Source organism: Parvimonas pharyngis (assembly GCF_046569675.1).
Lineage (GTDB): Bacteria > Bacillota > Clostridia > Tissierellales > Peptoniphilaceae > Parvimonas.
In genome coordinates this window covers 1-25,550 of record NZ_JBKICJ010000004.1, presented here as the reverse complement: position 1 = coordinate 25,550, position 25,550 = coordinate 1, and the positions used below count along the sequence as shown (strand labels likewise).

At 26.5% G+C, this 25,550-nt stretch carries 24 protein-coding genes; 22 read left to right on the top strand and 2 right to left on the bottom strand.

The window, feature by feature from the left end:
• The first annotated feature begins 3 nt into the window (after positions 1 to 3).
• The 14 genes from rsfS (at position 4) to ACLGL0_RS05330 (ending at position 11,764) form a co-directional block, all read left to right on the top strand.
• The gene (gene rsfS, locus ACLGL0_RS05395; protein WP_411013923.1) at positions 4 to 312 is read left to right on the top strand and encodes a ribosome silencing factor; all 309 of its coding nucleotides are present in this window, start codon (positions 4 to 6) and stop codon (positions 310 to 312) included.
• Between the two features lie 17 nt (positions 313 to 329).
• Positions 330 to 701 carry a RidA family protein gene (locus ACLGL0_RS05390; protein ID WP_233055351.1) on the top strand — a complete coding sequence of 124 codons (372 nt, stop codon included), beginning with the start codon at positions 330 to 332 and terminating at the stop codon, positions 699 to 701.
• Between the two features lie 323 nt (positions 702 to 1,024).
• Positions 1,025 to 2,539: a D-alanine--poly(phosphoribitol) ligase subunit DltA gene (gene dltA / locus ACLGL0_RS05385; protein ID WP_411013922.1), complete on the top strand. Its 1,515-nt coding sequence runs from the start codon at positions 1,025 to 1,027 to the stop codon at positions 2,537 to 2,539.
• A gap of 9 nt (positions 2,540 to 2,548) precedes the next feature.
• The gene (dltC, locus tag ACLGL0_RS05380) at positions 2,549 to 2,776 is read left to right on the top strand and encodes a D-alanine--poly(phosphoribitol) ligase subunit DltC (protein ID WP_411013921.1); all 228 of its coding nucleotides are present in this window, start codon (positions 2,549 to 2,551) and stop codon (positions 2,774 to 2,776) included.
• Between the two features lie 2 nt (positions 2,777 to 2,778).
• A complete protein-coding gene (dltB, locus tag ACLGL0_RS05375) occupies positions 2,779 to 3,951 on the top strand; it encodes a D-alanyl-lipoteichoic acid biosynthesis protein DltB (RefSeq protein WP_411013920.1) in 1,173 nt (390 codons plus the stop codon).
• 133 nt (positions 3,952 to 4,084) lie between these two features.
• Positions 4,085 to 5,239, top strand: coding sequence for a D-alanyl-lipoteichoic acid biosynthesis protein DltD (gene dltD / locus ACLGL0_RS05370; RefSeq protein ID WP_411013919.1), 1,155 nt, complete (start codon positions 4,085 to 4,087; stop codon positions 5,237 to 5,239).
• Positions 5,240 to 5,317: 78 nt separating this feature from the next.
• A complete protein-coding gene (locus tag ACLGL0_RS05365) occupies positions 5,318 to 5,836 on the top strand; it encodes an adenine phosphoribosyltransferase (RefSeq protein WP_411013918.1) in 519 nt (172 codons plus the stop codon).
• Positions 5,836 to 6,075: an RNA-binding S4 domain-containing protein gene (locus ACLGL0_RS05360; protein WP_233055357.1), complete on the top strand. Its 240-nt coding sequence runs from the start codon at positions 5,836 to 5,838 to the stop codon at positions 6,073 to 6,075. Before ACLGL0_RS05365 ends, ACLGL0_RS05360 begins: the two co-directional genes overlap by 1 nt.
• 59 nt (positions 6,076 to 6,134) lie before the next feature.
• Entirely contained in the window at positions 6,135 to 6,422 is a 288-nt protein-coding gene (locus tag ACLGL0_RS05355; protein ID WP_314557272.1) for an FtsB family cell division protein, read from the top strand.
• A gap of 50 nt (positions 6,423 to 6,472) precedes the next feature.
• Entirely contained in the window at positions 6,473 to 7,846 is a 1,374-nt protein-coding gene (tilS, locus tag ACLGL0_RS05350) for a tRNA lysidine(34) synthetase TilS (RefSeq protein ID WP_411013917.1), read from the top strand.
• Positions 7,834 to 8,394: a hypoxanthine phosphoribosyltransferase gene (gene hpt / locus ACLGL0_RS05345; protein WP_314557276.1), complete on the top strand. Its 561-nt coding sequence runs from the start codon at positions 7,834 to 7,836 to the stop codon at positions 8,392 to 8,394. The genes tilS and hpt overlap by 13 nt, the downstream gene beginning before the upstream one ends.
• Before the next feature lie 18 nt (positions 8,395 to 8,412).
• The gene (ftsH, locus tag ACLGL0_RS05340; protein WP_411013916.1) at positions 8,413 to 10,368 is read left to right on the top strand and encodes an ATP-dependent zinc metalloprotease FtsH; all 1,956 of its coding nucleotides are present in this window, start codon (positions 8,413 to 8,415) and stop codon (positions 10,366 to 10,368) included.
• A gap of 44 nt (positions 10,369 to 10,412) precedes the next feature.
• Entirely contained in the window at positions 10,413 to 10,889 is a 477-nt protein-coding gene (locus ACLGL0_RS05335; RefSeq protein WP_411013915.1) for a DUF5673 domain-containing protein, read from the top strand.
• Positions 10,889 to 11,764, top strand: a complete 876-nt coding sequence (locus tag ACLGL0_RS05330) for a DNA-3-methyladenine glycosylase family protein (RefSeq protein ID WP_411013914.1) — start codon at positions 10,889 to 10,891, stop codon at positions 11,762 to 11,764. The genes ACLGL0_RS05335 and ACLGL0_RS05330 overlap by 1 nt, the downstream gene beginning before the upstream one ends.
• Positions 11,765 to 11,826: 62 nt before the next feature.
• Here ACLGL0_RS05330 and ACLGL0_RS05325 read toward each other — a convergent pair whose 3' ends face one another.
• Entirely contained in the window at positions 11,827 to 18,051 is a 6,225-nt protein-coding gene (locus tag ACLGL0_RS05325; RefSeq protein ID WP_411013913.1) for a S8 family serine peptidase, read from the bottom strand.
• 360 nt (positions 18,052 to 18,411) lie between these two features.
• On the opposite strand from ACLGL0_RS05325, the gene ACLGL0_RS05320 reads away from it, so the two are divergent.
• Genes ACLGL0_RS05320 through ACLGL0_RS05300 form a run of 5 tightly spaced genes read left to right on the top strand, consistent with a single transcriptional unit; the run spans position 18,412 to position 22,634 of the window.
• On the top strand, positions 18,412 to 18,954 hold the full coding sequence (locus tag ACLGL0_RS05320) for a helix-turn-helix domain-containing protein (protein WP_233055365.1): 543 nt from the start codon (positions 18,412 to 18,414) through the stop codon (positions 18,952 to 18,954).
• A 9-nt stretch (positions 18,955 to 18,963) separates the two neighbouring features.
• Positions 18,964 to 20,013: a spermidine/putrescine ABC transporter ATP-binding protein gene (potA, locus tag ACLGL0_RS05315; protein WP_313962431.1), complete on the top strand. Its 1,050-nt coding sequence runs from the start codon at positions 18,964 to 18,966 to the stop codon at positions 20,011 to 20,013.
• Positions 20,014 to 20,841: an ABC transporter permease gene (locus ACLGL0_RS05310; RefSeq protein WP_411013912.1), complete on the top strand. Its 828-nt coding sequence runs from the start codon at positions 20,014 to 20,016 to the stop codon at positions 20,839 to 20,841.
• Complete coding sequence (locus ACLGL0_RS05305) at positions 20,831 to 21,607, top strand: ABC transporter permease (RefSeq protein ID WP_411013911.1); 777 nt, start codon at positions 20,831 to 20,833, stop codon at positions 21,605 to 21,607. Before ACLGL0_RS05310 ends, ACLGL0_RS05305 begins: the two co-directional genes overlap by 11 nt.
• The gene (locus ACLGL0_RS05300; RefSeq protein ID WP_314557294.1) at positions 21,600 to 22,634 is read left to right on the top strand and encodes an ABC transporter substrate-binding protein; all 1,035 of its coding nucleotides are present in this window, start codon (positions 21,600 to 21,602) and stop codon (positions 22,632 to 22,634) included. The genes ACLGL0_RS05305 and ACLGL0_RS05300 overlap by 8 nt, the downstream gene beginning before the upstream one ends.
• A 42-nt stretch (positions 22,635 to 22,676) precedes the next feature.
• Here ACLGL0_RS05300 and ACLGL0_RS05295 read toward each other — a convergent pair whose 3' ends face one another.
• Positions 22,677 to 23,702 (bottom strand): M42 family metallopeptidase, encoded by a 1,026-nt coding sequence (locus tag ACLGL0_RS05295; protein WP_314557295.1) that lies wholly within the window; start codon positions 23,700 to 23,702, stop codon positions 22,677 to 22,679.
• A gap of 129 nt (positions 23,703 to 23,831) precedes the next feature.
• On the opposite strand from ACLGL0_RS05295, the gene ACLGL0_RS05290 reads away from it, so the two are divergent.
• The 3 genes from ACLGL0_RS05290 to ACLGL0_RS05280 are packed head-to-tail and all read left to right on the top strand — an operon-like array spanning position 23,832 to position 25,514.
• On the top strand, positions 23,832 to 24,065 hold the full coding sequence (locus ACLGL0_RS05290; protein ID WP_411013910.1) for a hypothetical protein: 234 nt from the start codon (positions 23,832 to 23,834) through the stop codon (positions 24,063 to 24,065).
• A gap of 37 nt (positions 24,066 to 24,102) precedes the next feature.
• On the top strand, positions 24,103 to 24,645 hold the full coding sequence (locus ACLGL0_RS05285) for a helix-turn-helix domain-containing protein (RefSeq protein ID WP_411013180.1): 543 nt from the start codon (positions 24,103 to 24,105) through the stop codon (positions 24,643 to 24,645).
• Positions 24,642 to 25,514, top strand: coding sequence for an IS3 family transposase (locus ACLGL0_RS05280; RefSeq protein ID WP_411014032.1), 873 nt, complete (start codon positions 24,642 to 24,644; stop codon positions 25,512 to 25,514). Before ACLGL0_RS05285 ends, ACLGL0_RS05280 begins: the two co-directional genes overlap by 4 nt.
• The last annotated feature ends 36 nt before the right edge of the window (positions 25,515 to 25,550 follow it).

Genomic DNA, 25,550 nt, shown 5'->3' with positions numbered 1-25,550 from the left:
TTAATGGAAAAACTAGATATTATCTTGAAAGCATTAGATGATAAAATAGCAGAAAATATTGTAAGCATTGATTTAAGAGGAAAATCTTCAATTGCTGAATATTTTGTTATTGCTACTGGAAGTGTAACTAATCATAATCAAGCTATTTGTGATGAAGTTGTATTACAATTAAAGAATAATAATATGGACTGTTTAAGTACAGAAGGATATAAAGATGGAAATTGGATTTTATTAGACTGTGGAGAAGTTATAGTTCATATTATGACAGAAGATTATAGAAGCTATTACAATCTTGAAAGATTGTGGGCATAAATTTAGGAGGTAGTAAAATGAGCGTAGAATTTTTAAAAACTGATAAGGCTCCAGCGGCAATTGGACCTTACTCACAAGCTGGAAAAGTTGGTAACTTAATTTTTGTTTCTGGACAATTACCAATTACTAATGGAGAATTACAAACTGAAATAAAAGCTGCAACACTTGCAAGTTTAACTAATGTTTTAGAAATCATTAAAGCAGGTGGTGGATGTTTAGAAAGTATTGTTAAAGTTAATGTTTTTGTAAAAGACATGAATGACTTTGAAGCGATAAATGGAGTTTATGCAGAATTCTTTGGTGATCATAAACCAGCTAGAGCCTTAGTTCAAGTTGCAAAATTACCAAAAGATGCTTTAATTGAAATTGAAGCAGTAGCTGCTGTTTAAAAATAACTTTTAATACTGATGTTTCAACATCAGTATTTTTTTGTAAATTTAAGAGAAGTTTGTATAAAATGTAGATTTTATTTATTAAAATTAAAAATTTCTTAATTTATATATTTAATTTTATAAATTATTTTGCTATAATATAGATTGTAAAGTTCTGACTTATAATTGAAAAACAAGTATTCCACTTTTAGTTTTATTTAAAGTATATATTATAAAATATGTTAGGATTATTGATTAATAAAAATAATATATGTTTTAAATAATTATAAAAATACGATAATTTAAATATAAAAAAATATCAATTTTTAGGAGGATTTTTTGTGAAGTATTTAGAAACTTTAAACAGTTACAAATATTCAGAAAAAATTGCTTATATTTGTAATGAAAGCTCTATTACATATAAGGAGCTTATGCTATTTTCAGACAGATTAGCAAAATATATTTTAAAAAATTTTGGTTCTAAAAATAAAGAGGCAATTCCTGTTTTTGGTCATAAGGATTATTTAATGTTAGTAAGTTTTTTAGCTTGTACAAAATCAGGACATCCTTATTGTCCAATGGATATTACTTTTACAAGGAATAGAGTTGAGGATGTGTTAAATATTACAGAGTCTAAATTTTCGCTATTTACAGAAGATTTGGTGGTAGATGAAAAGTTTAACACATTGACTAAAAAAGATATATTAGAAATAATTAATGATAAAAAATATGATGAAATTACTAATGAAGGTCTGTATGAAATCGAACCGGAGGATATTGTTTATATAATATTTACTTCAGGTAGTACAGGAAAACCTAAAGGAGTTCAAATAACTTACGATAATTTGAATAATTATATTGATTGGATGCATAATGTAGTGGAGAATAAAAAGAATAAAGTATATTTAAACCAAGCGCCTTTTTCTTTTGATTTATCTGTAATGGATCTCTATTTATCATTATATTCAGAATCTACATTATATGCTATTACTAAAGAAGATCAACAAGATTTTGCTAGATTATATGAACATTTAAAAAAATCCGGAATTACAAATTGGGTATCGACACCTTCGTTTGCAGATATGTGTTTGTCTATGACGGAATTTTCTTCTGAGAATGTAAAAGACATTGAATATTTTCTATTTTGTGGAGAGGTGTTAACTAAGAAAACAGCTAAAAGATTAAATGATAGATTTCCTAATGCAAGAATAATTAATACTTATGGTCCAACAGAATCAACTGTTTGTGTTACTGATATATTAATATCTGATGAAGTTATTGAAAAATATGAAACTCTTCCATTAGGTGATGTAAAAAAAGGAAGTAGAATTGAAATAAGAGATGAAGATAAAATTTTAGGTGATGGAGAAATCGGTGAAATTGTTATAATAGGAAATACAGTAAGTAGTGGATACTATAAGAATCCAATTCAAACTGAAAAATCATTTTTTATTACTGAAAATAATGAAAGAGCATATAAAACAGGAGACTTAGGTTTTTATAAAAATGGACAATTATTCTTTTCAAATAGAAAAGATTTTCAAGTTAAATTAAATGGATATAGAATTGAACTAGGAGATATTGAAAGCAATCTTTTAAATATTGATGGAGTAATTTCTTGTTGTGCATTACCTAATTATGATTCAGATAATAAAGTTAAGAGTATTACAGCATTTGTTGTAAGTAATGATATAAAAGATGAAAAAGAATATACAAAATTTTTAAAAGATGAATTGAAAAAGTATATTCCGGTTTATATGATACCAAAGAAAATTAAATTTTTAGAAAAATTACCAATGAATAATAATGGTAAGGTAGATAGAAAAGAATTAAAGAGAATATTAGAAAATAAATAGGAGAAAGTTATGGAAGAAAAAGTATTTGAGATTTTAGAAGATATTTGTGAAGAAGATTTAAGAGAAACTCCTGATGTTAATATATTTGAAGAAGGTTTGATGGATTCCCTTGGACTTGTTAGATTTATTGTTGAAGTTGAAGAACAATTTGGAATTACTTTAGGAATCATGGAATTAGATAAGGAAGTAGTTAATACTCCTAATAAAATTATTGAATTTTTAAAAAGTAGGAAATAGTAATGGAGTTTTTTAGTGGTTTAAATTTTTGGCTATTACTCATTATTTTGAGTATTCCTGCAATATTCCTAGGCATTAAAGAGAAAAAAAATAAATATTATATTCTTTTTTCGTCATTGGTTTTCTGCTTTTTAGTTTATTCAAAAAATATAAATTCACTAATATATTTAGTTATATTTTTAATATATGAGTATATGTTAATAAAAGTGTATTTGAGATTAAAAATAGAAAAAAATTGTGATAGAGTTACTATATTTGTAATTTTAAGTTTAGTACCACTTTTTATTTCTCGTATATTACCGATTTTAGAAATAGATTATAAATTTGGATTTTTAGGAATATCATACATAACTTTTAAAGTAATGCAAATTCTTGTAGAAATAAAAGATAATATGATAAAAGATGTTAATTTTATAGATTATTTATCATTTATGATATTTTTTCCAACTTTATCGTCAGGTCCTATTGATAGAAGTAGACGGTTTATAAAAGATATAGAAAAAACAATTAGTAAGAATGAATATTTAGATAATTTAGGAAAAGGGATAGAATATATTTTACAAGGATTAGTGTATAAAGTGATTCTATCTCAACTAATTTTTGATAAGATAAATATTATTTCAGAAGCGACATATACATTTGAAAATCTTACAATATATATGTATTTATATGGGTTTTACTTATTTTTTGACTTTGCTGGATATAGTTTAATGGCAGTTGGTGTTAGTAAGATATTTGGAATAGATACACCAATGAATTTTAATAAACCTTTTTTAGCAAAAGATATGAAAGATTTTTGGAATAGATGGCATATGAGCTTGTCTCATTGGTTTAGAGATTTTGTTTTTAGTAGATTAGTTTTTGCTATGTTTAAGAAAAAAATTTTTAAAAACTCATTAACTACAGCAATGGTTGCTTATATTGTAAATATGACGCTTATGGGAGTATGGCATGGATTAAACTTTAGTTATCTTTTATATGGTTTATATCATGGTATTATTTTAGCAATTACTGAATATTTACAAAAAACAAAATTCTATAAGAATAATAAAAATAAAAAATGGTTTGAATATTCTTCAATATTTATTACATTTAATTTAGTTATGTTCGGATTTTTTATTTTTTCTGAAAAATTTGTATATGTTTTTCAAGTAATAGGAGGTAGATTATGGTAAAAAAAGAAACGAAAGAATTTATATTTAGAGTTTTTTTCTATACAATAATGATTACCTCACTAATTATATTTAGTGTATTGTATGATTATAATGTCGTAAAAGATTTTATATATAGCAATTTTTAGGAGTAAATATGAAAAGATTAAAAGCGTTAGCGGTATCAATAGTTTTATCTTTAATTATTTCTTTTACATTCTTAAATTTTTATATTAATAAAGAGAAAAAAACATTTAATTTATTTTCAGTTAAGAACAATTCCATTAGATATAGTGATATTACAGAAAAATATAAATCACATGATGTCTTAACTAAAAATATAGGAAAAGGAACTATAACACTTTTTGGTTCATCTGAACTTATTGTTACTAATGATTGGAAACAGCATCCTTTCAGAGTTTTAGACTATTCTGATTTGAATATTATGCAAATTGGGGAAGGTTTTTATCAATCTATAATACATGCGATAACATTAGGATCAATAGGAGAAGATAGTCCTATAACAACTGTAAATTTAATCTTATCTATGCAATGGTTTGAAGGTATTGGAATGAGGCCCGAAGCTTTTCAACCAAGATTTTCAGTGGATCATTTATATAATTTATATAGAAGTGAAAAGATTTCGCAAGAAACAAAAACAAAGATATATAATAGGATTCTTGAACTTTCTAAAAGTAATGGTGTAGTAACTAGAATAGTAGAAGGAATAAAAAGAAATACAAAATTTGATCAATTTGTTAATAATCTTATGTATAAAAAATATAAGTTGATAGCAAATAGTAAATTTATGAAACATTATAAAGTAGATTATAGTGTTAATGAAAAAAAAGCTCCTGAAAAAATTGATTGGGATGCTTTGAGAAAAGAAGCAATTTCAGAATGTGATGCTGACTCTTCATCTAATGAGTTCTTTATGTTTAATAAATACTTTGATAAAAATTTCAAGATGAAACTTGCAAAATTAAAAGATTCCGCAAAGAATATAAAGTATAGAAGTGAAGAAGAATATGGAGATTTACAATTATTTTTGGATGTTGCAAAAGATTTAGGTTTAAAAGTTAATTTGATTTTAGTACCGCTTCAAGGATATTGGGCTGATTATACTGGTGTTCCTAAAGAAGAGATAGAATATTATTATAGTAGAATTAGAGAAATTTCTGATAAGAATAATGTTAACTTGATAGATTATAGTAAATATTCTTATACAAAATATTTCTTTAAAGATGCAACTCATTTAGGAAGACTTGGTCTTTTACAATTACAAGAAGATTTAATAAAATATAATGATTAAAAAAACTTGTATTAAATGATTGAAAATGAACTTAAAATGGTATATAATTAGTTGCTGATGAAAATTTAGGAGGAAGTTATGGACTTAAAATCAAAAATAAGAGTTATAGAAGGATTCCCAAAAGAAGGAATTAGCTTTAAAGATATAACTACATTAATTAGTGATGGTGAAGCTTTTAGAGAAGCTGTAAATTTAATGAAGAAAAATTTAGAAAATAAAAATATAGACTATATTGTAGGGCCGGAAGCGAGGGGATTCGTATTTGGATCAGCAGTTGCTTACGCTTTAAATGTAGGATTTATACCAGTTAGAAAACCTGGAAAATTACCTGGAGAAACTGTTTCTTTTGAATATTCTCTTGAATATGGAACGGATAAGCTAGAAATTTGTAAAAATGCATTAAAAAGTGGAGACAGAGTTGCTATAGTTGATGATTTACTTGCCACAGGTGGAACTATTAATGCTTGTGCAAAATTAATTGAGTCACAAGGGGCTGAAGTTGTTTCAATGCAATTTTTAATGGAATTAACTGACTTAAACGGTAGAGATAAAAACAAGGAATATCAAGTAGATTCTATTTTGGAGTATAATATTTAATGAGAATAGATAAATTTTTAAAAAATTCAAGACTTATAAAAAGAAGAACTGTTGCAAAAGAAGCTTGCGAAAAAGAAAGAATTTTTAGAAATGGAAAAGCTATGAAACCTTCTGATGAAGTAAAAGTTGGAGATATCATAGAATTAAAGTTTGGAAATTCTGATGTTAAAATTAGAGTGTTAGATATAACTGATAGTCAGAAAAAAGAAGATGCTCAAAAAATGTACGAAAATCTGTAAAAGTATTGAAAAAAATAATTTTTTAGTATATAATTTATAAGAGATAGGGAGGTGGCTTGATGAATAAGAGAAATAAAGCTCGAATTCGATTTTATGCGTTAGTATTTTTTGCTCTATGTATTGTTTTTGGAAAAGCTATTGTTTATCAAGCTAAGGAAAAAAACAGATTAAGTAAAAAAATTCAAACTTTAGTAGATAGAAAAGATAAACTAAATGCTGAAATCTCAGAAGCAAAAGAAAGTCTTCAAAATGTAGACAATGAAGAATTTATTAAAAAAGTAGCTAGAGAAAAACTTAAAATGGTAGAAAAAGACGAAGTAATAGTAAAGTATAAAGATGTCGATTAGTTTAATTTAGTAGAGAAAGGAGCCGGGTTTATACTCGGTTTTTTATTTTTATGAAAAATGAATTTTTAAAAACTGTAAAAAATTATGATTTATATGGTTCTGGAATTTTATTAGCTGTTTCGGGCGGTAAAGATTCTATGACTATGTTAGATTTATTTAATTATTATAAAAATGATTTTAAATTAAATATTATTGTTTGTCATTTTAATCATTCTTTAAGGGAAGATGCTGATAGAGATGAAGTTTTTGTTAAAAGACAATGCGAAAAATATGGTTTAAAATTTTACTCAAAAAAAGAAAATGTTACACTTTTTTCTAGTGATAATAAGATGTCTATAGAAGAAAGCTCAAGAACATTAAGATATAAGTTTTTTGACGAGATTAAAAGTATTGAAAAATTAGATTACATAGCCACTGCTCATAATAAGAACGATTTAGCTGAAACTGTTATTATGAGAATACTAAGAGGTACAGGTATTAATGGACTAATTGGCATACAGTCAGAAAGAGGAGATTTAATTAGGCCTTTATTGAATTTTTCAAGAGATGATATTGAACAATATATTGAAGAAAATCAAATTCCTTTTGTTGAAGATGAAACTAATTTTGAAGAATTATATTTAAGAAATAAAATTAGATTAAATCTAATGCCTGTTCTAGAAAATGACTATAATCCAAGAATATTAGATGCTTTGTCTAGATTATCAAATATTGCAAATGATTATAATAGTATTTCTAGAGAATATATATTTTCAAAAGAAGGATTATTATGGGAATTTAATAAAGAGCAAATTGTTGTTTATATTGAAAAATTAAAAAAACAATCTAAATCGTTTAGAAATATAATGTATAGAGAATTTTTTGAATTTATAAGTAAAGATCCTGATGGAATTAATTATAAGATTATTGAAGAAATAGACAATTTGATTTTTACAAAAACGGGTAAATATATAGAAATAAAAGATGTAATTTTTAAAATAGAATACGATAAACTACTCATTTGTGATAAAAATATTTTTAAAAATTCAAAAATAGAATTCTATTTTGAAAATTTAGATTTTTCTTTGTATTCTACTAAGTTTTTTGATATAATTATAGAACAGTCTAATATAGAAGAATTTAATAATTTTAAACAAAAAAAAGATATACTTTTTATAAATAAAAAGTATTTAAAATTGTTAAAGATTAGAAATAGAAAAAATGGGGATTTTCTAGAATTTAATTTTGGAAAGAAAAAGCTAAAGGATATATTTATTGATGAAAAAATAAATCTTGAAATGAGGGATAATATACCTATTTTTGAAATTAATTCAGATATCATTTGGGTTGCTAATGTGAGGAGATCAAATAGATATTTAGTAGACAGTAATGAAGATATAATAAAAATTAAGGTTTTATCAAAGGAGATTTTATGGAGAGATTAGAATCTATAGTTAAATCAGATATGAAAGAATTATTATTTGATGAAAAAACTATAAAAGATAGAGTTAAGGAACTTGGACAAGAAATAACTAATCATTACCAAAATGATGATGCTGAACTTGTTGTAGTTGGAATTTTAAGAGGTTCTATATTGTTTTTTGCAGACTTGATTAGAGCTATTAATCTTCCGATATCAATAGATTTCATGGCAATTTCATCTTATGGAAACTCATCTGAAAGTGGAATTGTAAAAATAGTTAAAGATTTAGAAGCTGATGTTTCAGGTAAAAATATTTTAATTGTTGAAGATATTATTGATACTGGAAAAACATTAAAATATCTTTTTAATTATTTTAAAGATAGAGGTGCAAAAACTGTTAAAGTTTCAAGTATGCTAGACAAACCAGAAAGAAGACTTGTAGAAATTTCTGGAGATTTTGTAGGATTTGAGGTTCCAAATGACTTTATTGTAGGTTATGGACTAGATTATAATCAATCATATAGAAATTTACCATATATTATTTCTCTTAAGGAAGAGGTATATAAATAGAATATTAGGAGGGAAAGCGTGAATAAAAAAACTAAAGCGTATCTTGTATATTTGATACCAATTTTGTTTTTAACTGCATATTTTTTTGTAATAAAAACTTCAACACCAGTAGTTAAAGAGTACACAGTTACAGAAATAGTATCAAAAATAAAAAATGATGAAGTTACGGAAGTAACTACACAAGGTTCATATATAACTGGAAAATTAAATGATAAAGATAAAACAGAATTTAAGGCATATTTACCTTCAGAATTTAGAATTAATTTTTATGATAATTATCTAAAGGCAAAGGTAGATAACAATACTATAAAATATAATGGTAAGGCTGAGCCTACAAAGCCATTCTATTTAGAAATTTTGCCTACACTTATAGTTTTAATAGGTCTTGGAGTACTTTGGTTTCTATTTATGAGACAAGCTCAAGGTGGTGGCAAAGTAATGAATTTTGGAAAGAGTAAAGCAAGACTTCATAAAGATAAGAAAAATGAAGTAACATTTACAGATGTTGCTGGACTTGAAGAAGAAAAAGAAGAATTACAAGAAATTGTTGACTTCTTAAGATCTCCTAAAAAATATAGTGACATTGGTGCTAGAATTCCAAAAGGTGTTTTACTTGTAGGTCCTCCGGGAACTGGTAAGACATATCTTTCAAGAGCTGTTGCTGGAGAAGCAAAAGTTCCTTTTTTCAGTATAAGTGGTTCAGACTTTGTTGAAATGTTTGTAGGTGTTGGGGCATCAAGAGTAAGAGATTTATTTGAAGAAGCTAAGAAGAATGCACCATGTATAATTTTTATAGATGAAATTGATGCTGTTGGTAGAAGAAGAGGCGCTGGCCTTGGTGGTGGACATGATGAAAGAGAACAAACATTAAACCAATTACTTGTTGAAATGGACGGTTTTGGTGTTAATGAAGGAATAATTGTTATGGCTGCAACAAATAGACCTGACATTCTTGACCCAGCGATTTTAAGACCTGGTAGATTTGATAGACAAATTTATGTAGGTATACCAAATGTAAAAGAAAGAGAAGCAATATTAATGGTTCATACAAGAAATAAGAGATTAGATCCTGATGTAGACCTTAAAGTTATTGCTAAACATACTACTGGATTTACTCCAGCGGATCTTGAAAATTTATGTAATGAAGCTGCATTATTATCAGCTAGATATAATTTAAAGACTATTCCTATGAAGGTTTTTGAAGAAGCTGCAATAAAAGTTGTAGCTGGCCCTGAAAAGAAATCTGCTGTTGTTACAGATAGAGATAGAAAGATAACTGCTTATCATGAAGCAGGTCATGCTATTGTTTCAAGATTTGTTCCGTTATCAGATCCTGTTCAAATGATTACAATAGTTCCAAGAGGAAGAGCAGGTGGATTTACTGCTTATTCTCAAGATGAAGATAGTCAATATATGACTGTAAAAGCAATGAAGTCTAGACTTGCAATGATGCTTGGTGGACGTTCAGCTGAGCTTATAATCTTTGAAGATGTAACAACTGGAGCATCTAATGATATTGAAAGAGCAACTAAACTTGCAAGAAGTATGGTTACTACTTATGGAATGAGTACTAAAATTGGACCTATAAATTATGATATGGGAGAAGAAGAAACTTTCTTAGGAAGAGATTTTGGAAAGGGAAGAACTTATTCTGAAGATGTTGCAAGACTTATTGATGGTGAAGTTAAAGATCTTCTTGATGAAGCATATAATACTGCTCAAAATGTATTAAATGAAAATATAGAATTCTTACACATAATAGCTAACAAACTTTTAGAAGTAGAAACTATTAGTGGAAAAGAATTTGAAACTATGTATAATAAGTATATGGGTATTGAAGAAGAAGTAGTTGAAGAATCAGTAGAAAAGGTAGAAGAAGTTTTTGGTGATGAAGTTGATGAAGAATCAACTGAGAAAAAAGCAAATACTACTAAAGAAACTGTAGAAGAAAAAATAGAAAATGATGAAAATTAAAATTAAGTAGAAGCTTGCTTCTACTTAATTTATATGGAGGATTTATGGGAAGTAGTGATTTATTATTAATAGTATTCGGGGTAATATTAATATTTGTAATTAAGAAAATAGTAGCAATTTTTCAAACTAGAAAAAAATTAACTGGAGAATTAACTACTATGCCTCTTAGAGGTAGAAAAGTATTGTTTGGTTTATCTATTGCGTTAGTTGCATTTGGTGTTGTATATGCTGTACAAATTCAAGATATTTATAGTATCGTATATGTTTTAATTGGTATTACTTATTCAATAGTATCTCTTGATAGGTTATATATTGGAGATAATGGATTTTGCTTTGATGGAAAACTTGGAGAGTATAAGAAAATCAAAAAATGGGGTGCTCTAAATAGTAAGTTTTTTGAAGTTGTAGTTACTGGTGATTTAAAAGATGAAATTTTAACTATTCCTCTTGAAAAAGAAAATGCGGAAAAACTTTCAATTCTTATAAAACAAAATAAAGCAAGACCAAAGTCAAAAAAATAATGAAACTTTACGAAAAAGATAATTTAGTAATTTTAGAAGATGTAGAAAATTTTGATGCTAAGGCTATTTTTACTTGTGGACAGGCTTTTAGATGGTATGAAGAAAAAGATGGTAGTTTTACAACAGTACATTTAGGAAGAGTTTTAAATGTATTAAATAAAGATGACAAAGTTATATTTAAAGGAACAAATTTAGAAGAATTTAACGAAATTTGGATAGATTATTTCGACTTGAATACAGACTATCAATCTATAAGAAAAAGCTTAGCAAATAACAAAATTTTAGCAAATGCAATGGAATACGGAAAAGGTATTAGAATATTAAATCAAAATCATTTTGAAATGTTAATAAGTTTTATAATATCAGCTAATAATATGATTCCTAGAATTAGAAAATCCATTGAAGTAATTTCTATGAGATATGGAAAATTTATTTGTGAAGATGAAAATAGAAAATATTATTCATTTCCAACTGTTGAAGAATTGAGTAAGGCCACAGTAGAAGAATTAAGAGAATTCGCTAAGGTAGGGTTTAGAGATAAGAGAATTTTTGATACAGTTAATATGATAAAAAATGAAAATATTGATTTGGATAGTTTTGAAAATTTAGAAACAGATGTTCTTAGAGAAGAACTATTAAAATTTTCGGGAGTTGGAAATAAAGTTGCAGATTGTATTATGCTATTTTCATATAAAAGAGGGGAAGTTTTCCCAGTAGATGTCTGGATTAAGAGAGTTATGGAAGAACTTTTCATAAAAGAAGAAACTCCAGTTAAGAAAATTTCAAAAGAAGCAGACAGAATATTTGGAAAATATGCCGGTTATGCTCAACAGTATCTTTTCTATTATGGAAGAGAAGAAAAAATTGGTAAATAAATGTAGAGGTGATTCTATATTTTTTAATAAAAAAGGAAGTGATAAAATCACTTCCTTTTTTTCTACTTATTTATTCTTTTACGAGCAAATAATGAACTTAATATTATAGCAGTAATTGCAAATAGTAGGATATTATAGTTATTAGAAATTCCAGTCTTAACTAGTTTATTATTTCTTGTCTTAGTTGTATTATTAGCGTTATTGTTTTCGCTATTATTACTGTTGTTGTTACTACTATTATTGCTGTTGTTACTATTAGTGTTGTTGTTACTACTACTATTATTGCTGTTATCATTGCTGTTGTTATTTGAATTATTATTATTATCAGAACTATCTCTGTTAGCAATAGTTAGAGTAGTTTCTATTTTACCAGTTGTAAATTCAAATACAAGTGTGTGAGTTCCAACAGCTAATGTATCTGTAAAAGCTTCTTTGAATTTTACTATTGTACTTCCTTGAACTAATGAATAATAATCTTTATTAACTTCATTACCGTCAACTAAAAGTCTAACAAATTTTGAAATGTCTTCACTAATTTTGATATCGGAAATTTTTTCTCCAAGTTTAACAGTTTGGTTATCCCCATAATGGAAAGTTATTGGAGTTTGATTATCATCATTTTGTATTTTAGAAATTACTACAGTATCTTCGTCCTTTTTGTCTTTTGTAAGTTCAACTTCAAAATTGTTCTTGTCAATATTGTATTTTTCATCTAATTCAACGATTATCTTATATTTGCCTAATGCTACAGATTTTTCAAAAGATTTGCCTTTGTTTTCAAGTTCAATTTCTTCGCCTGTAACTTCATTAATAGCTTTTACTTTTAAGTTGTTAGGGATATTTTCTCCTGAAATATTAATTTTAATTATATATCCCATAACTGATTTTGCATCCTCAATATCTTTAATTGCAGATTCAAGTTCTTTTAGCTTGAAATTAACGTTTAGTAGTTGTTTAGCATTTTCAATTGCATCTAAATAAGCTTCATTTTCTTCTTCATCTGAATTAATATAAAGATTACCATCAGATAAAACATCTTTTTCATTGATTAAATCTTTTAATTTCTTTACAAGTTTTGCATGTGCTTTATCACCATCTAAAGAATCTTTTGCAAGTTTTAACTCTTCAACAGCTTTTTTTACATTAAATTCAGTTCTTGTAGATTCATTGTCTAATAAGTCTTTAGCAGCTTTTGTTGAATTATCATAAAGTTCTTTTAATTCGTCAATAGCATTTAGATACTTTTCTGATTTTTTGATTTCTTTGCTTTCTTCAACTAATTTTGTTAATTCAGAGATATCAATACTACTTGGTTTTCTCTTTATCTTGAAATTAAATACTTGATCAGGATTTTCAAAGTTTAAATTGAAATTATTAACAGCGTTAGGGGAGATTTCATAATTTGAAATATTGCCATCAACATCTGTAATTTCAAGTTTATGATTTCCTATTGAAACAGGAATTTTATTACCAGTTAAGGATATTTCTTTTCCGTCAAGTTCAATTTTACTTAATTTATCGGTTGTATCAATATATTCTAGTCCAATTTTTATTGTTCCAGTAGTTATTTTTTCAAGATTAATAGAAATTTCATTGGTATCTTTTGTAATTTCAATTTCTTTATCTATATTCTTTCCTTTATAGCTTTCTGGACTTAATATTTCAACCTTATATTTTCCTAATTCTAATTTGTTATTTCCTGATTTGAAATCTAAATCATTTAATTTGAATTTTACATTAGGAATTTCAGTATCTCCAACTTTAAATTTGAAATTAACATCTTTACCATCAATAACATTTTTTGTAATGTTAAGAGTTATTGGGTGACCATCTGCTCCGAAAACCCAAGCTTCACCATTAGGACAAGAATATCCATTAGCAATATTTGTAGCTACAACATCATAACCAGATCCACTAGGAATAATAACTGAATGCGTATTTTCGTCGGATTGTTTGTAAGTGTGTTTTACAACAACTTCACCAGAATCTTTCTTTCTTATTTCTAGTTTAATTTCATCATTAGGGTAGTTTTCAGGAATATTTGCAATTATTTTTCTTGAGTATTTTTCAACAAAATTTTCTTCATTATTTTTTCCCCAAGTAAATCCAACAGTAACATTTTTTTCACCCTTTTTAACTTCTATTACTTTTTCTTTTAAGTTGTAAGTTGGAGTAGGCTCATTAGCTTGTGCTTTGTATTCTCCATAATCTTCTTCTTGAGCTTCGATACAATACCAACCTGGGTTAAGTTTCATACCAGGAGTATAGTCTAAACTGATTTTTCCTTTTTCAAAATTAAATCTTTCATTGTAGTTATAGATTTTATACTTAGTTTCAATACCTTTTTCTTTAGCATTATCTTGAATTAATAAAGAGAATTTATCATCTTCATTTTCTTTATAGTATTCAAAAACAACTTCTTGTACTGGATTTTCATCAGTTAATTTTACAGTTTGCATACCAGGAACAACATAATATCCTTCAGGAACTTCTTTAGGAACTATTTCTGAACGACCTCTACCAATACTTCTAATATCTACTGGTTGTCCAACTGAAAGGTTCATTCCCATATAATCTATATGTCCATCATATCCTTTTGTAATTGGAACTACTTTAAATAAATTTTCAGAGAAAAGTAAATCCACTCTCTTGTTAATTGAATTTTCATCAATTGTTACTTCGGATATTTCTTTTTGGTCATCAGTACTAAGTACATAGTTGTATTTTAATGCTTTATTTGGGTTAGTAATTTCTACAACTATCTTATACTTTCCAAATGGGGCAGAGAAGAAAAATTGTGGAGTTTCTTCAACTTCTTGTCTTAATCTAAATTTTTGTTTTGGATTATCAACATTTACAGCAGTAATTTTAAAATCCTTAAAACTAAGATCTCCTGTGCCTCTAACTAATACCATTTTTTGTCCGATTTTTTGTTTAGAAAATTTCAGCTCTATTTCATGGTTTAAGTTTTCTTCAGTAATTTCAAATTCTTGTTCTAAATTTTCACTAATTAATTTGTATTCGATAGGGCAGAATTTATATACAAAAGTATATTTTCCAGGTCTAAGCTTTTGAGTATTCTTTACAATTCTATTTGATTCATCATATACATCATATTTTATTGGTACATGTTCACCATTTTCAGATTTGGAAATTACTTCAAGCTTTCCTAGTGTTTTATCTGTTGTCATCATATCACAGTCTTCTGTATTTTCATTATATGCAATATCAGTTGCTGTAATATTGACATCTTTTAAATCTGTATCATCTTTTAATTGGATTTCGTATTGATTATTACCAATATCATTAACTTCAAGTTTAACTTCTTTTGCTATCTTATAGTCAGGATAATCAGGATAAGGAATTTGATATTCTATTCCAGTGGCTTTTACAGATTTAATTTCATTAGAATCTTCTACCGTGAAAGTAAATTTTTTAGTTTCAGTATCTAGTTTTGCGTTTTTAAATTTAGGAGCTTCATTATCTATTGTAAATTTAATAGAATGTTTTTGCTCTTTAGCACCTTCTACAGTTGGTTTTGCTAATATGTTAAGAGTGTATTCACCATCTTTTTGATCTTTAAGATTTGAAATATCAATATTAGTATATCCTAAAAATTCTGGATTTAAATCTTCTTTATCCGCCCAATCTGAAATATTTTTAAGTATAAGCTTAGTATTTTTTTGTTCTGCAACAACTTTGTCTTCTGAATTTCTTATTTCATATCTTGCATCAGCATTTCTAGTAAATACAGAGTATAGGGTAATATCGTCTAATTTTCCATCACCATTAGGGCTAATAACTAATTTTTTACTAAATACTGGTTTAATGTCTGTATCTTTTTGTAATTTTTTAACATCATTAATTTCATCGAAATTTTTCATGCCTAAAACAACTGGATAATCATCAATTTTACTTTCAATATGAGTAAAGAATCTATGCCAAGCATTTGCAGAAGGTTTTAAATTCCAGTACATTGGACTTTCTTTATCAAAATCAAATTCATACACTGGTTTTTCTATTACAGAAAGATTATTAAAATCTCCTTTAAAAGTAACGAATGGGAAGTTTGCTTTTTTGCCATCATTAGCTGATAAAGTTAAAAATCCTTCAACAAAAGCACCTTTATCAAAATCTTTAATTTTATCTAAATTTTCTAATGGAATATTAATTTCTTTAACAATTTCTTGATTAGCTCCAATAGTAAATTTGTCAGAATTTAAAGTTTTTGTAAATAATTCTGTTGGCTTTAATAGATTTTTCTTGCCAGAATGAGCATCAATAGTTACTATTACAGATGGAGTAATTTCCTTATCATGATTAGAATAATTTTTAATTCTTAATTTTAGAGTAATAGTGTCTTTTATATCTTTAATAAAAGTTGATGCAACATTTGTATCCTTATCAACAACTGTAAAATCTAGTTCTACAGCAGATTTCATATCAACAATACCAGCTCCTTGTTGTCTAGGGGAAACAGGTACATTATTTTCTTTATCATTTAGTGGTTTTGCTGAATTCATAAGTATTGTCTTAACTAATTTTCCTCTATTAGCAACACTTAAATTTTTGAATTCTTCTCTTTCTTTTAAACTTTGTGAAACAATTGCGACTGCACCAGATACATGAGGGGTTGCCATTGACGTTCCACTCATTTCTACAAATCCTGCTCCGTTTTTTGCAGAATATATATGTCCACCAGGAGCTGTTAAATCAGGTTTTAAAATTCCATCAGATGTAAGTCCCCAGTTTGAGAAACTACTCATTCTTCCTTCTAGTGGGTTTTTAACAAAATCTTGTTCATTAGTAATAGTTATTTTTACTGGTAATTTTGAAATAAGTTTTTCTCCATCTTCCATAGAAATACCAATTACAGGAATTGTAGAAGTATTATCTAGACTCATTGAAAATGATCCTAGTACATTATTATAGATAATAACACCTATTGCACCAGCATCTTCAACTCTTTTAACTTTATTTTTGAAAGTATCTCCACCACGCTTAATAAGAGCAACTTTTCCATTAACATTTGGTAATTTATCATCTTCTAATGCTTCACCACAATTAACTATATCAAAAGTATTTTTTTCAAAAATTCTTTCTTTAACTTCATAATATGGAATTTTTTCATTACCTACGGTTAAAAATTTTGCCATATATGAATTATTTTCTACAGATGCTACAGTTATAGCACTTTGTTGAATCCCTGGAGATGCAACAGTTCCGAAATCAGGATGATCAATGGACATATCTCCTTGGTATTCTCCTTCATTACCACCTGCTATTACAACATTTGTACCAACGGAAGCAGCTCTATCAATTATCTCAGAAACACTCTTATCTACTGAACTATGATTTCTTATTGTACCTTTTGGTTTACCAAGACTCATATTTATAGCAGTTGCTCTTAAGTAAACAGCATCACTGATAGCTTTTATATAGTATGTAGAGGATGTACCTTCATTTGCAAAACAGTTCATCATTAGGAGTTGTGTATTAGGTGCAACACCTCTCCAGTCATATTTATTATTTATTTTAGTCTTGCTTCCTCCAATAACTGCAGCAACATGTTGACCATGCCCTTCTTCAGTTTTTTCGGGATTTAAATTTGTATCTTCATTTACATAATGGTATCCTAGAGGTACTTTTGAACTAAAATATAATTTATCTTCAGTGAAATTCTTTAGAGCACCATTTTTATGCTTAACTAATTTTTGTATATCTTCTTTAGTTATTGAAGGAGTTACATCATTGTCTAATTTAAAAACTTCATGATTTGGGTCAAAGTTTGTATCAATAACACCAACAACTTCACCACGTCCATCATATTTTTTTAATAATTCATCATCAATGCCAATTATTTTTGTTGCATCAGCAGAACTACGAGGGGTAGGTCTAACAATATTTGGTTTTAGAGTTTCTTCATACTCAATATCAAATTCTATATCCTTAACAAAGTCTAAGGTTTTTAGTTTTGATATTTGAGCATTTGTAGCCTCAAAAGAAATAAATGGCAAAAGAAAATCATCTCTAGATAGTTCTTTGAAGTCACCAATAAGCTCATTAATTTTTTCTTTGGCAATCTTTAAAGAACTTGAGTTAATTTCTTTTACTTTATCATATTCTCCTTTTTTTAAATATGTATCGACATTTTCATTTGAAATTTTTGAAGTATCGACTTTTAAGATTATTTTTTTTGCATTATCTTCAGCTTTTGTTATGAAATTTGTACTAAAAATCGAAAAAACTAAACAAAATGCTAAAAATCCAGAAAAGATTTTTTTCATTTTCAATCCTCCTATAAATAAATTTATAAAGTATTTGTATATTCAATAAAAAAAAAAAGAACAAAAATACAATTATATTATAAACTATAAATATTGTATTTTCAATATTTATACCATTAATATTTCTTATGGTAATATAATAAAATATTAAAATTTCTTATAAGTTTATTTTTAAAAAATAAAAAAAATGATGTGATATGGTAATAAATCATTTTTGTTTAATATTTTAAAATTTTTATAAATAATTTTAAATTTTTGTATAAAAACTATTGATAAATGATTTATTTGTGATATAATATGTAGTGTTTAGTATAGAGATATTATTTGTTTAATATAGTGTTATATTGGGAGAAAGAAAAAATGGATATCGGAGAAAAAATAAAAAATTTAAGAACCATTTTAGGACTTACTCAAGAAGAGCTTGCTGATAGAGCAGAACTTACAAAAGGTTTTATTTCTCAGCTAGAGAGGGGACTTACATCTCCATCGATTAGTTCTTTGGAGGATGTTTTAGAGGCTCTTGGAACAAATATTTCAGATTTTTTTAAAGAAGAGAAAGAAGAGAGATTTGTTTTTAAAAAAATTGATGCATTTGAAACGATTTTTGAAAATGGAAATAGTAAATTAGAATGGATAGTTCCAAATGCACAGAAGAATTCAATGGAACCAATAATTGTGACTTTAAATGAGAATAAAAGCTACTCAAGAACTTATGAACCATTTGAAGGAGAAGAATTTGGTTATGTGTTAAAAGGTAAAGTAGAACTTCATCTTGGAACAAATACATATGTTTTAAATGAAGGAGAGTGCTTTTATACAAGTGGTCAATTTGAAAGAAGTATAATTAATTTATCTAAAAAAGAATCAAAAGTTTTGTGGATTACAAATCCACCAAGTTTTTAGGAGGGATATATGAGCAATCATGCTGTTGAGTTAGTTAATGTAAATAAAAAATTTGGAGATAATATTGTTCTAGATGATATAAATCTATATATTAGAGATAAAGAGTTTTTAACACTTTTAGGTCCATCTGGTTGTGGGAAAACAACTACTTTAAGACTTATTGGAGGATTTGAAACTCCTACAAGCGGAAAAATTTTATTTGAAGGAAAAGATATTTCAAATGTTCCGGCATATGAAAGAAATATAAATACAGTTTTTCAAAAGTATGCACTTTTTCCAAATATGAATGTTTATGAGAATATTGCATTTGGACTAAGAATAAAGAAAATGTCTGAAAGTGTAATCAATGAAAAAGTTAAAGAAATGTTAAGACTTGTTAACTTAAAAGGATTTGAAAAAAGATCAATTTTATCTTTAAGTGGTGGACAACAACAAAGAATTGCTATAGCTAGAGCTTTAGTAAATGAGCCAAAGGTTCTACTTTTAGATGAGCCACTAGGAGCTTTGGATTTACAACTTAGAAAAGACATGCAAGTTGAACTTAAAAATATTCAAAAAAGAGTAGGTATCACTTTTGTGTATGTAACTCATGATCAAGAAGAAGCTCTTACAATGAGTGATACAATTGTAGTTATGAATGATGGAAAGATTCAACAAATTGGAACACCTATTGATATTTATAACGAACCTAAAAATGCTTTTATTGCATCATTTATTGGTGAAAGTAATATTTTAGATGGTATTATGAATGAAGATTTTCTTGTAAGCTTTTCAAGTAGAAAATTCAAATGTGTGGATAAAGGATTCGCACTTAATGAAGAAATTGATGTAGTAATTCGTCCAGAAGATTTAGAGCTTGTTGATGAAGAAGATGGTATGTTAGTTGGTATAGTAAAATCTGAAATTTTTAAGGGTGTTCATTATGAATTACTTGTTAAAGTAGGAGATTTTGATTATATGGTACACTCTACAATTACAAAACCAATTGGTTCAAAAGTTGGACTAAAAGTAACACCAGATAATATTCATATTATGAAAAAAGGAGCTAAAGAAGTATAGATGAAATTTAAGAGGTTTGCATATCCATATGTTGTATGGTTAGTAATTTTTATCATTGTTCCTCTAATTTTCATAGCAAAATATTCTATTGACTATGGTGGAGAAAATTTTACTTTCTCTATGGAACATTATCAAAGATTTTTCAATCCTATTTATATGAAAGTTTTGTTTAGATCTTTAAAAATGGCAGTATTTTCTACTATTTTATGCTTAGTGATTGGATATCCTTTCTCATATTTTATTACAAAATTTAAGCTTAAAACTAGAAATATGATGATTTTATTAGTTGTTATTCCGATGTGGATGAACTTTTTACTTAGAACTTATTCATGGATAAGTATTTTAAGCAAAAATGGACTTTTAAATTCTATTTTGAATTTCTTTGGTTTACCTTCTGTAAATCTTATGTATTCAAATACGTCTATTTTAATAGGGATGGTATATAACTTTTTGCCGTTTATGATTTTACCTATTTATACAACATTGATTAAGATTGATAAAGAATATATTGAAGCATCTCATGATTTAGGTGCAAATAGAATTAAAACATTTACTAGATTAGTATTTCCTATGAGTTTACCTGGAGTTATAACTGGTATTACAATGGTGTTTATCCCTGCGATATCAACATTTGAAATATCTGCTCTTTTAGGTGGGAATAAAGAAAACTTAATCGGAAATGTAATAGAACAACAATTTAGAGTAACTGGAAATTGGAATTTTGGATCTTCTATGAGCATGGTACTTTTAGTTATGATTCTTGTTTCGCTTTTTGTTATGAATAAATTTGATCCTGAATATTCAAAAGAGGTGGAAAATGGAAAATAAGTTTAGAAAATTATATATTTCACTTGTATTTATATTTATTTATGCACCGATTTTTGTTCTAATACTATATTCATTTAATGATTCAAAACTTCGTGGATCATTTTCTGGAATTACTTTTAAGTGGTATATGGAGTTATTTAATGATAAGGAAGTTTTAACTTCACTTTATTACACAATTGTAATTGCAGTTTTAACTACTATAATTGCTACTTTTATAGGAACCGTAGCTGCGATTGGTATATATTATATGAAAAAAAGTGAAAGGTTTTTAGTGCTGAATTTAAATTATATTCCTGTTCTAAATCCAGATATAGTAATTGCTATTTCATTAATGGTACTTTATAAGGCATTTAATATAGATTATGGTTTTTTAACATTACTTGCTTCACATATTGTTTTAGCGACTCCTTATGTTATTCTTTCCGTATATCCAAAAATGAAACAGATGAATAAGTTTCTGCCTGAAGCTGCAATGGATTTAGGTGCAACGCCTTTTTATGCACTTAGAAAAGTTATATTGCCTGAAATCAAACAAGGAGTATTTGCTGGTTCATTATTAGCATTTACACTTTCATTAGATGATTTCGTTATAGCATATTTTAATAGTGGTAATGGTGTTGTAAATTTAAGTACACAAATTTACTCTATGGCTAGAAAGGGAATAAATCCTTCAATTAATGCACTTTCAACATTGATGTTTATAGCTATGATAGTTTTATTACTTATTATAAATAAAAAAAGTGAGGAGGGTATTTTGTATGACTAAAAAGAAAATATTTTTAAATTTACTTTTTTCACTTTGTTTAATGTTTTTGCTTTCATCTTGTAATAAAAGAGAAGGTGATGTTGTAAACATGTATAACTGGGGAGAGTATATAGATAAAGAAGTTTTAGATGAGTTTACTGAAGAAACTGGAATTAAAGTTAATTATGAAACTTTTGTTACGAATGAAGATATGTATTTGAAGATAAAACAAGGTGGAAGTAATTATGATATTGTTGTACCTTCAGATTATATGATTGAAAAAATGATAAAAGAAGATATGCTTGAAAAAATTGATAAAAGTAAATTATCAAACTATGATAATATAGATAAGAAATTTTTAAATAAAGACTATGATCCCGAATCAAATTATTCTATTCCATTATATTGGGGAACATTAGGTATTGTATATAATAAAAATTTAGTTGACGGAGAAATTACTTCTTGGGCTGATTTATGGGATTTAAAACATAAGGATAAAATTGTTATGTTAGATAGTTCAAGAGATAGTTTAGCCGCTGCTCTTTTAAAAAATGGATTTTCAATGAATACAAGAAATATAGAAGAACTTGAAATTGCAAAAAAAGATTTAATTAAGCAAAAGAAATCAATTCTTGCTTATCTTGTAGATGAGACAAAAGATAATATGTTAGCTGAAAATGCTGCAATAGCAGTAATGTATTCTGGGGATGCTACTGAGCTTATGGATGAGGATGAAAAATTTGTATATGTAAAACCAAAAGAGGGAACAAATCTTTGGTTTGATTCAATGGTAATTTTAAAAGATGCAAAAAATAAGGAAAATGCATATAAATTGATAGATTTCTTAATAAGAAAAGATATTTTGTCAAAAAATATGGATTATACTTATTATGCAGTTCCAAATCAAGAAGTTATAGATGAAAATGAATTAGTAAAATCAGTTACAGAAATTGATGATGAATATTTTGAAAAATTAGAAGTTTTTAGAGATCCTTCTGATTTTATAAAAGAATATGATAATATTTGGACAGATGTTAAAGCTGATTAAAAAAGGCATAGATTTTAAATCTATGCCTTTAATTTTTTTAAATTATTTATCTAAAAGATATTCTAACATTAATCTATATGTGTTTTCAATTCCTAAAATATGAGTTCTTTCATAGCTGTGACTTGCATCAACTCCTGGACCAATTAATGCACAACGTATATCATATCCTGAACTAAGAGCAGCAGATGCATCTGATCCGTAATGTGGATAAATATCAATTCTATAGTCAATATTTTTTTCTTCAGCAATTTTTCTTAATTTATTTCTCATTCCTAAATCGTAAGGTGTTGAAGAATCCATTGCACAAATTGTTACAGCTCTTTCATCAGATTCTTGACCAACTCCTGGAGCAGCCATATCTACAGCGAAGAATTCAACAGTATTTTCAGGGATATAACTTGAACCATGTCCAATTTCTTCATAATTACTTATAAAGAAATTGATTGTATTCTTTGGCTTTATATTATTTTCAACTAAATGTTTTGCAAGTCCCATCATAGCAGCTATACAAGCTTTATCGTCTAAATGTCTTGATTTAATAAATCCTGAATCATAAATTCTGCATCTTGGATCTAAGTAGATGAAATCTCCAACTGAAATTCCAAGTTTTTTTACATCTTCAGCATTTTCAACAACTTCGTCAATTCTTACTTCCATATTTTTAATTGAACGTTGAGCAGAAGTAGTTGTATCATAAACGTGAACTGAGGCTTCATTATATAAAACAGTTCCTGGAATTAATTTTCCATCATAAGTTTTAATAAATACATTTTCTGTTTCAACACTTGTTGGAGAAAAACCACCAACTAATGAGAAAGCTAAACGTCCATTTGATTTTATCTCTTTTACCATCAATCCTAATGTATCAACATGACCTGAAAAAGTTATAGCTTCTTTTTCTTCGCCCTCTATTGTTGCGATAAGAGCATTTTTATTTGTTCTTCTTGAAGGAATATTTAATTCTTTAAATTTTTCTTCCATAAAACGAATTGCATTTTCAGTATCTCCAGTAGGGCTGTAGATATTTAATAATTCTTCAAGTAAATTTTTAACATAATTTCTATCCATAACAACCTCCAAATTAATTTTATATATTTATTATACACGATTATAAAAATATTGTAAATTATTATCAAATTGACAATAAAAAAAATTAATGATATACTTTCTTTGATTTCTTATGAATGAGGGGATATTATGAATTTATTTGTTTATAGAAAATTAAATGTGGTAATTAATGTATTAATCGTTGTTATTTGTATTTTAATGTTAATATTTTTAAATTTAGAACTTTTTAAAAAGATAATAATTGTAACTATTTTAATTCTAAAATCACTTAGTGTTTTAGACCATTTTAAAAAATTGAAAAGTGATGATAATAAAGAGAAAAAAGTAAGTAATAAAAAGAAAAAAGGAGCAAAATTGATGTGAACCCCTAAATCCGGACAAAGGATTTGGGGGTTTTTGAATGTCAAAATATGATAAAAAATTAAAAATAAAAGTAATTAAAGAATATGAGAAAAATAATATTAGTCAATGTAAATTATCAAAAAAATATAAAATACCACTATCAACAATCAAAAATTGGATAAAATGGTATATGGATAATGGTATTAAAGGCGTAAGTAAAAAAGTAAAAAATAAAAGTTATACTAGTAATTTTAAGCTGTTTGTATTACAATATAAAAAAACTAATAATCTAACTTTCAGAGAAACTGCTGTTAAATTTGATATAACAAATGATTCAATCATAGTTAATTGGCAAAGGAAATATGATGAATATGGATTAGAAGGTTTAAATAGTAAAACAAAAGGAAGAAAGCCTAAAATGAAAAAATCTATACCAATAGAACAAAAAAGAAAAAAAAATTTACAAGAAAGCGAAAGAGAAGAACTTTTAAGACTAAGAGAAGAAAATCTCCTATTAAAGGCAGCTATAGCTTATGAAAAAAAACTTCAAGCCTTGCTTATGGAAAAGGACTTAAAAACAAAGAAAAAGCAAAAGCGATAATTGAATTAAGCAAGGCAAAAGAATATAAATCAATTACAATATTACAATGGTTAAAAGTGGCTAAATTAAATAAAAGTTCCTTTTATGAGTGGAAAGAAAAACTATATAAACAGATAAAGTCAAAAGAGATTTATATTATTGAAAAAATAAAAGATATAGTAAAAGAATCTAAAGGAAGATATGGATATAGAAGAGTAAGTAAGGTATTAAGATTAGAATATGGACTTATTGTAAACCACAAGAAAGTTTTAAGAATAATGAAAGAAAATGAACTTTTATGTATAAAGTTTAAAAATAGAGTTAGAAAGTATAATTCATATAAAGGAACAGTAGGAAAGATAGCAAATAATATTGTTAATAGAAATTTTAAAGCTGATAAACCAAATAAATTATGGCTAACAGATATAACAGAATTTAAAATAAGAAATAGTGAAAAGAAGATATATTTATCACCGATTTTAGATACTTTTAATGGAGAAATAATATCATATTCAATAGGTTTTAGTCCTACAGTAACTTTAACAAATAAGTCATTAGAAAAAGCTTTAAAAAGAATAAAAAACAAAGAAGATTTAACAATTCATACAGATCAAGGCTTTCATTATCAACATAGTAGTTTTGTAAGAATATTAGAAAATAACAATATAAGACAAAGTATGTCTAGGAAAGGAAACTGCTTAGATAATGCACCAATGGAGAATTTTTTTGGAATATTGAAACAAGAAATGTTTTATGGAGAAAATTATTCTTCTTATGAAAAATTAATAGAAGATATAAAAGAGTATATTAAATGGTACAATACGAAAAGAATTAAGGAGAATTTAAAAGGAATGTCTCCTATTGATTATAGATTACATTCCTTTGAATAATTTATTTAACTGTCCGTATTTTTGGGTTCAGCTCAA

Bases quoted from the DNA above. Each gene is read 5' to 3' on its own strand.
- potA (WP_313962431.1), top strand. From the start codon at position 18,964: ATGAGCAATCATGCTGTTGAGTTAGTTAATGTAAATAAAAAATTTGGA.
- ACLGL0_RS05295 (WP_314557295.1), bottom strand. From the start codon at position 23,702: ATGGATAGAAATTATGTTAAAAATTTACTTGAAGAATTATTAAATATC.
- ACLGL0_RS05300 (WP_314557294.1), top strand. From the start codon at position 21,600: ATGACTAAAAAGAAAATATTTTTAAATTTACTTTTTTCACTTTGTTTA.
- ACLGL0_RS05390 (WP_233055351.1), top strand. From the start codon at position 330: ATGAGCGTAGAATTTTTAAAAACTGATAAGGCTCCAGCGGCAATTGGA.
- ACLGL0_RS05335 (WP_411013915.1), top strand. From the start codon at position 10,413: ATGGGAAGTAGTGATTTATTATTAATAGTATTCGGGGTAATATTAATA.
- tilS (WP_411013917.1), top strand. From the start codon at position 6,473: ATGAAAAATGAATTTTTAAAAACTGTAAAAAATTATGATTTATATGGT.
- ACLGL0_RS05305 (WP_411013911.1), top strand. From the start codon at position 20,831: ATGGAAAATAAGTTTAGAAAATTATATATTTCACTTGTATTTATATTT.
- dltC (WP_411013921.1), top strand. From the start codon at position 2,549: ATGGAAGAAAAAGTATTTGAGATTTTAGAAGATATTTGTGAAGAAGAT.
- dltB (WP_411013920.1), top strand. From the start codon at position 2,779: ATGGAGTTTTTTAGTGGTTTAAATTTTTGGCTATTACTCATTATTTTG.
- ACLGL0_RS05325 (WP_411013913.1), bottom strand. From the start codon at position 18,051: ATGAAAAAAATCTTTTCTGGATTTTTAGCATTTTGTTTAGTTTTTTCG.
- ACLGL0_RS05365 (WP_411013918.1), top strand. From the start codon at position 5,318: ATGGACTTAAAATCAAAAATAAGAGTTATAGAAGGATTCCCAAAAGAA.
- ACLGL0_RS05285 (WP_411013180.1), top strand. From the start codon at position 24,103: ATGTCAAAATATGATAAAAAATTAAAAATAAAAGTAATTAAAGAATAT.
- hpt (WP_314557276.1), top strand. From the start codon at position 7,834: ATGGAGAGATTAGAATCTATAGTTAAATCAGATATGAAAGAATTATTA.
- ACLGL0_RS05355 (WP_314557272.1), top strand. From the start codon at position 6,135: ATGAATAAGAGAAATAAAGCTCGAATTCGATTTTATGCGTTAGTATTT.
- ACLGL0_RS05290 (WP_411013910.1), top strand. From the start codon at position 23,832: ATGAATTTATTTGTTTATAGAAAATTAAATGTGGTAATTAATGTATTA.
- ACLGL0_RS05330 (WP_411013914.1), top strand. From the start codon at position 10,889: ATGAAACTTTACGAAAAAGATAATTTAGTAATTTTAGAAGATGTAGAA.
- dltD (WP_411013919.1), top strand. From the start codon at position 4,085: ATGAAAAGATTAAAAGCGTTAGCGGTATCAATAGTTTTATCTTTAATT.
- ACLGL0_RS05360 (WP_233055357.1), top strand. From the start codon at position 5,836: ATGAGAATAGATAAATTTTTAAAAAATTCAAGACTTATAAAAAGAAGA.
- rsfS (WP_411013923.1), top strand. From the start codon at position 4: ATGGAAAAACTAGATATTATCTTGAAAGCATTAGATGATAAAATAGCA.
- ACLGL0_RS05310 (WP_411013912.1), top strand. From the start codon at position 20,014: ATGAAATTTAAGAGGTTTGCATATCCATATGTTGTATGGTTAGTAATT.
- ACLGL0_RS05320 (WP_233055365.1), top strand. From the start codon at position 18,412: ATGGATATCGGAGAAAAAATAAAAAATTTAAGAACCATTTTAGGACTT.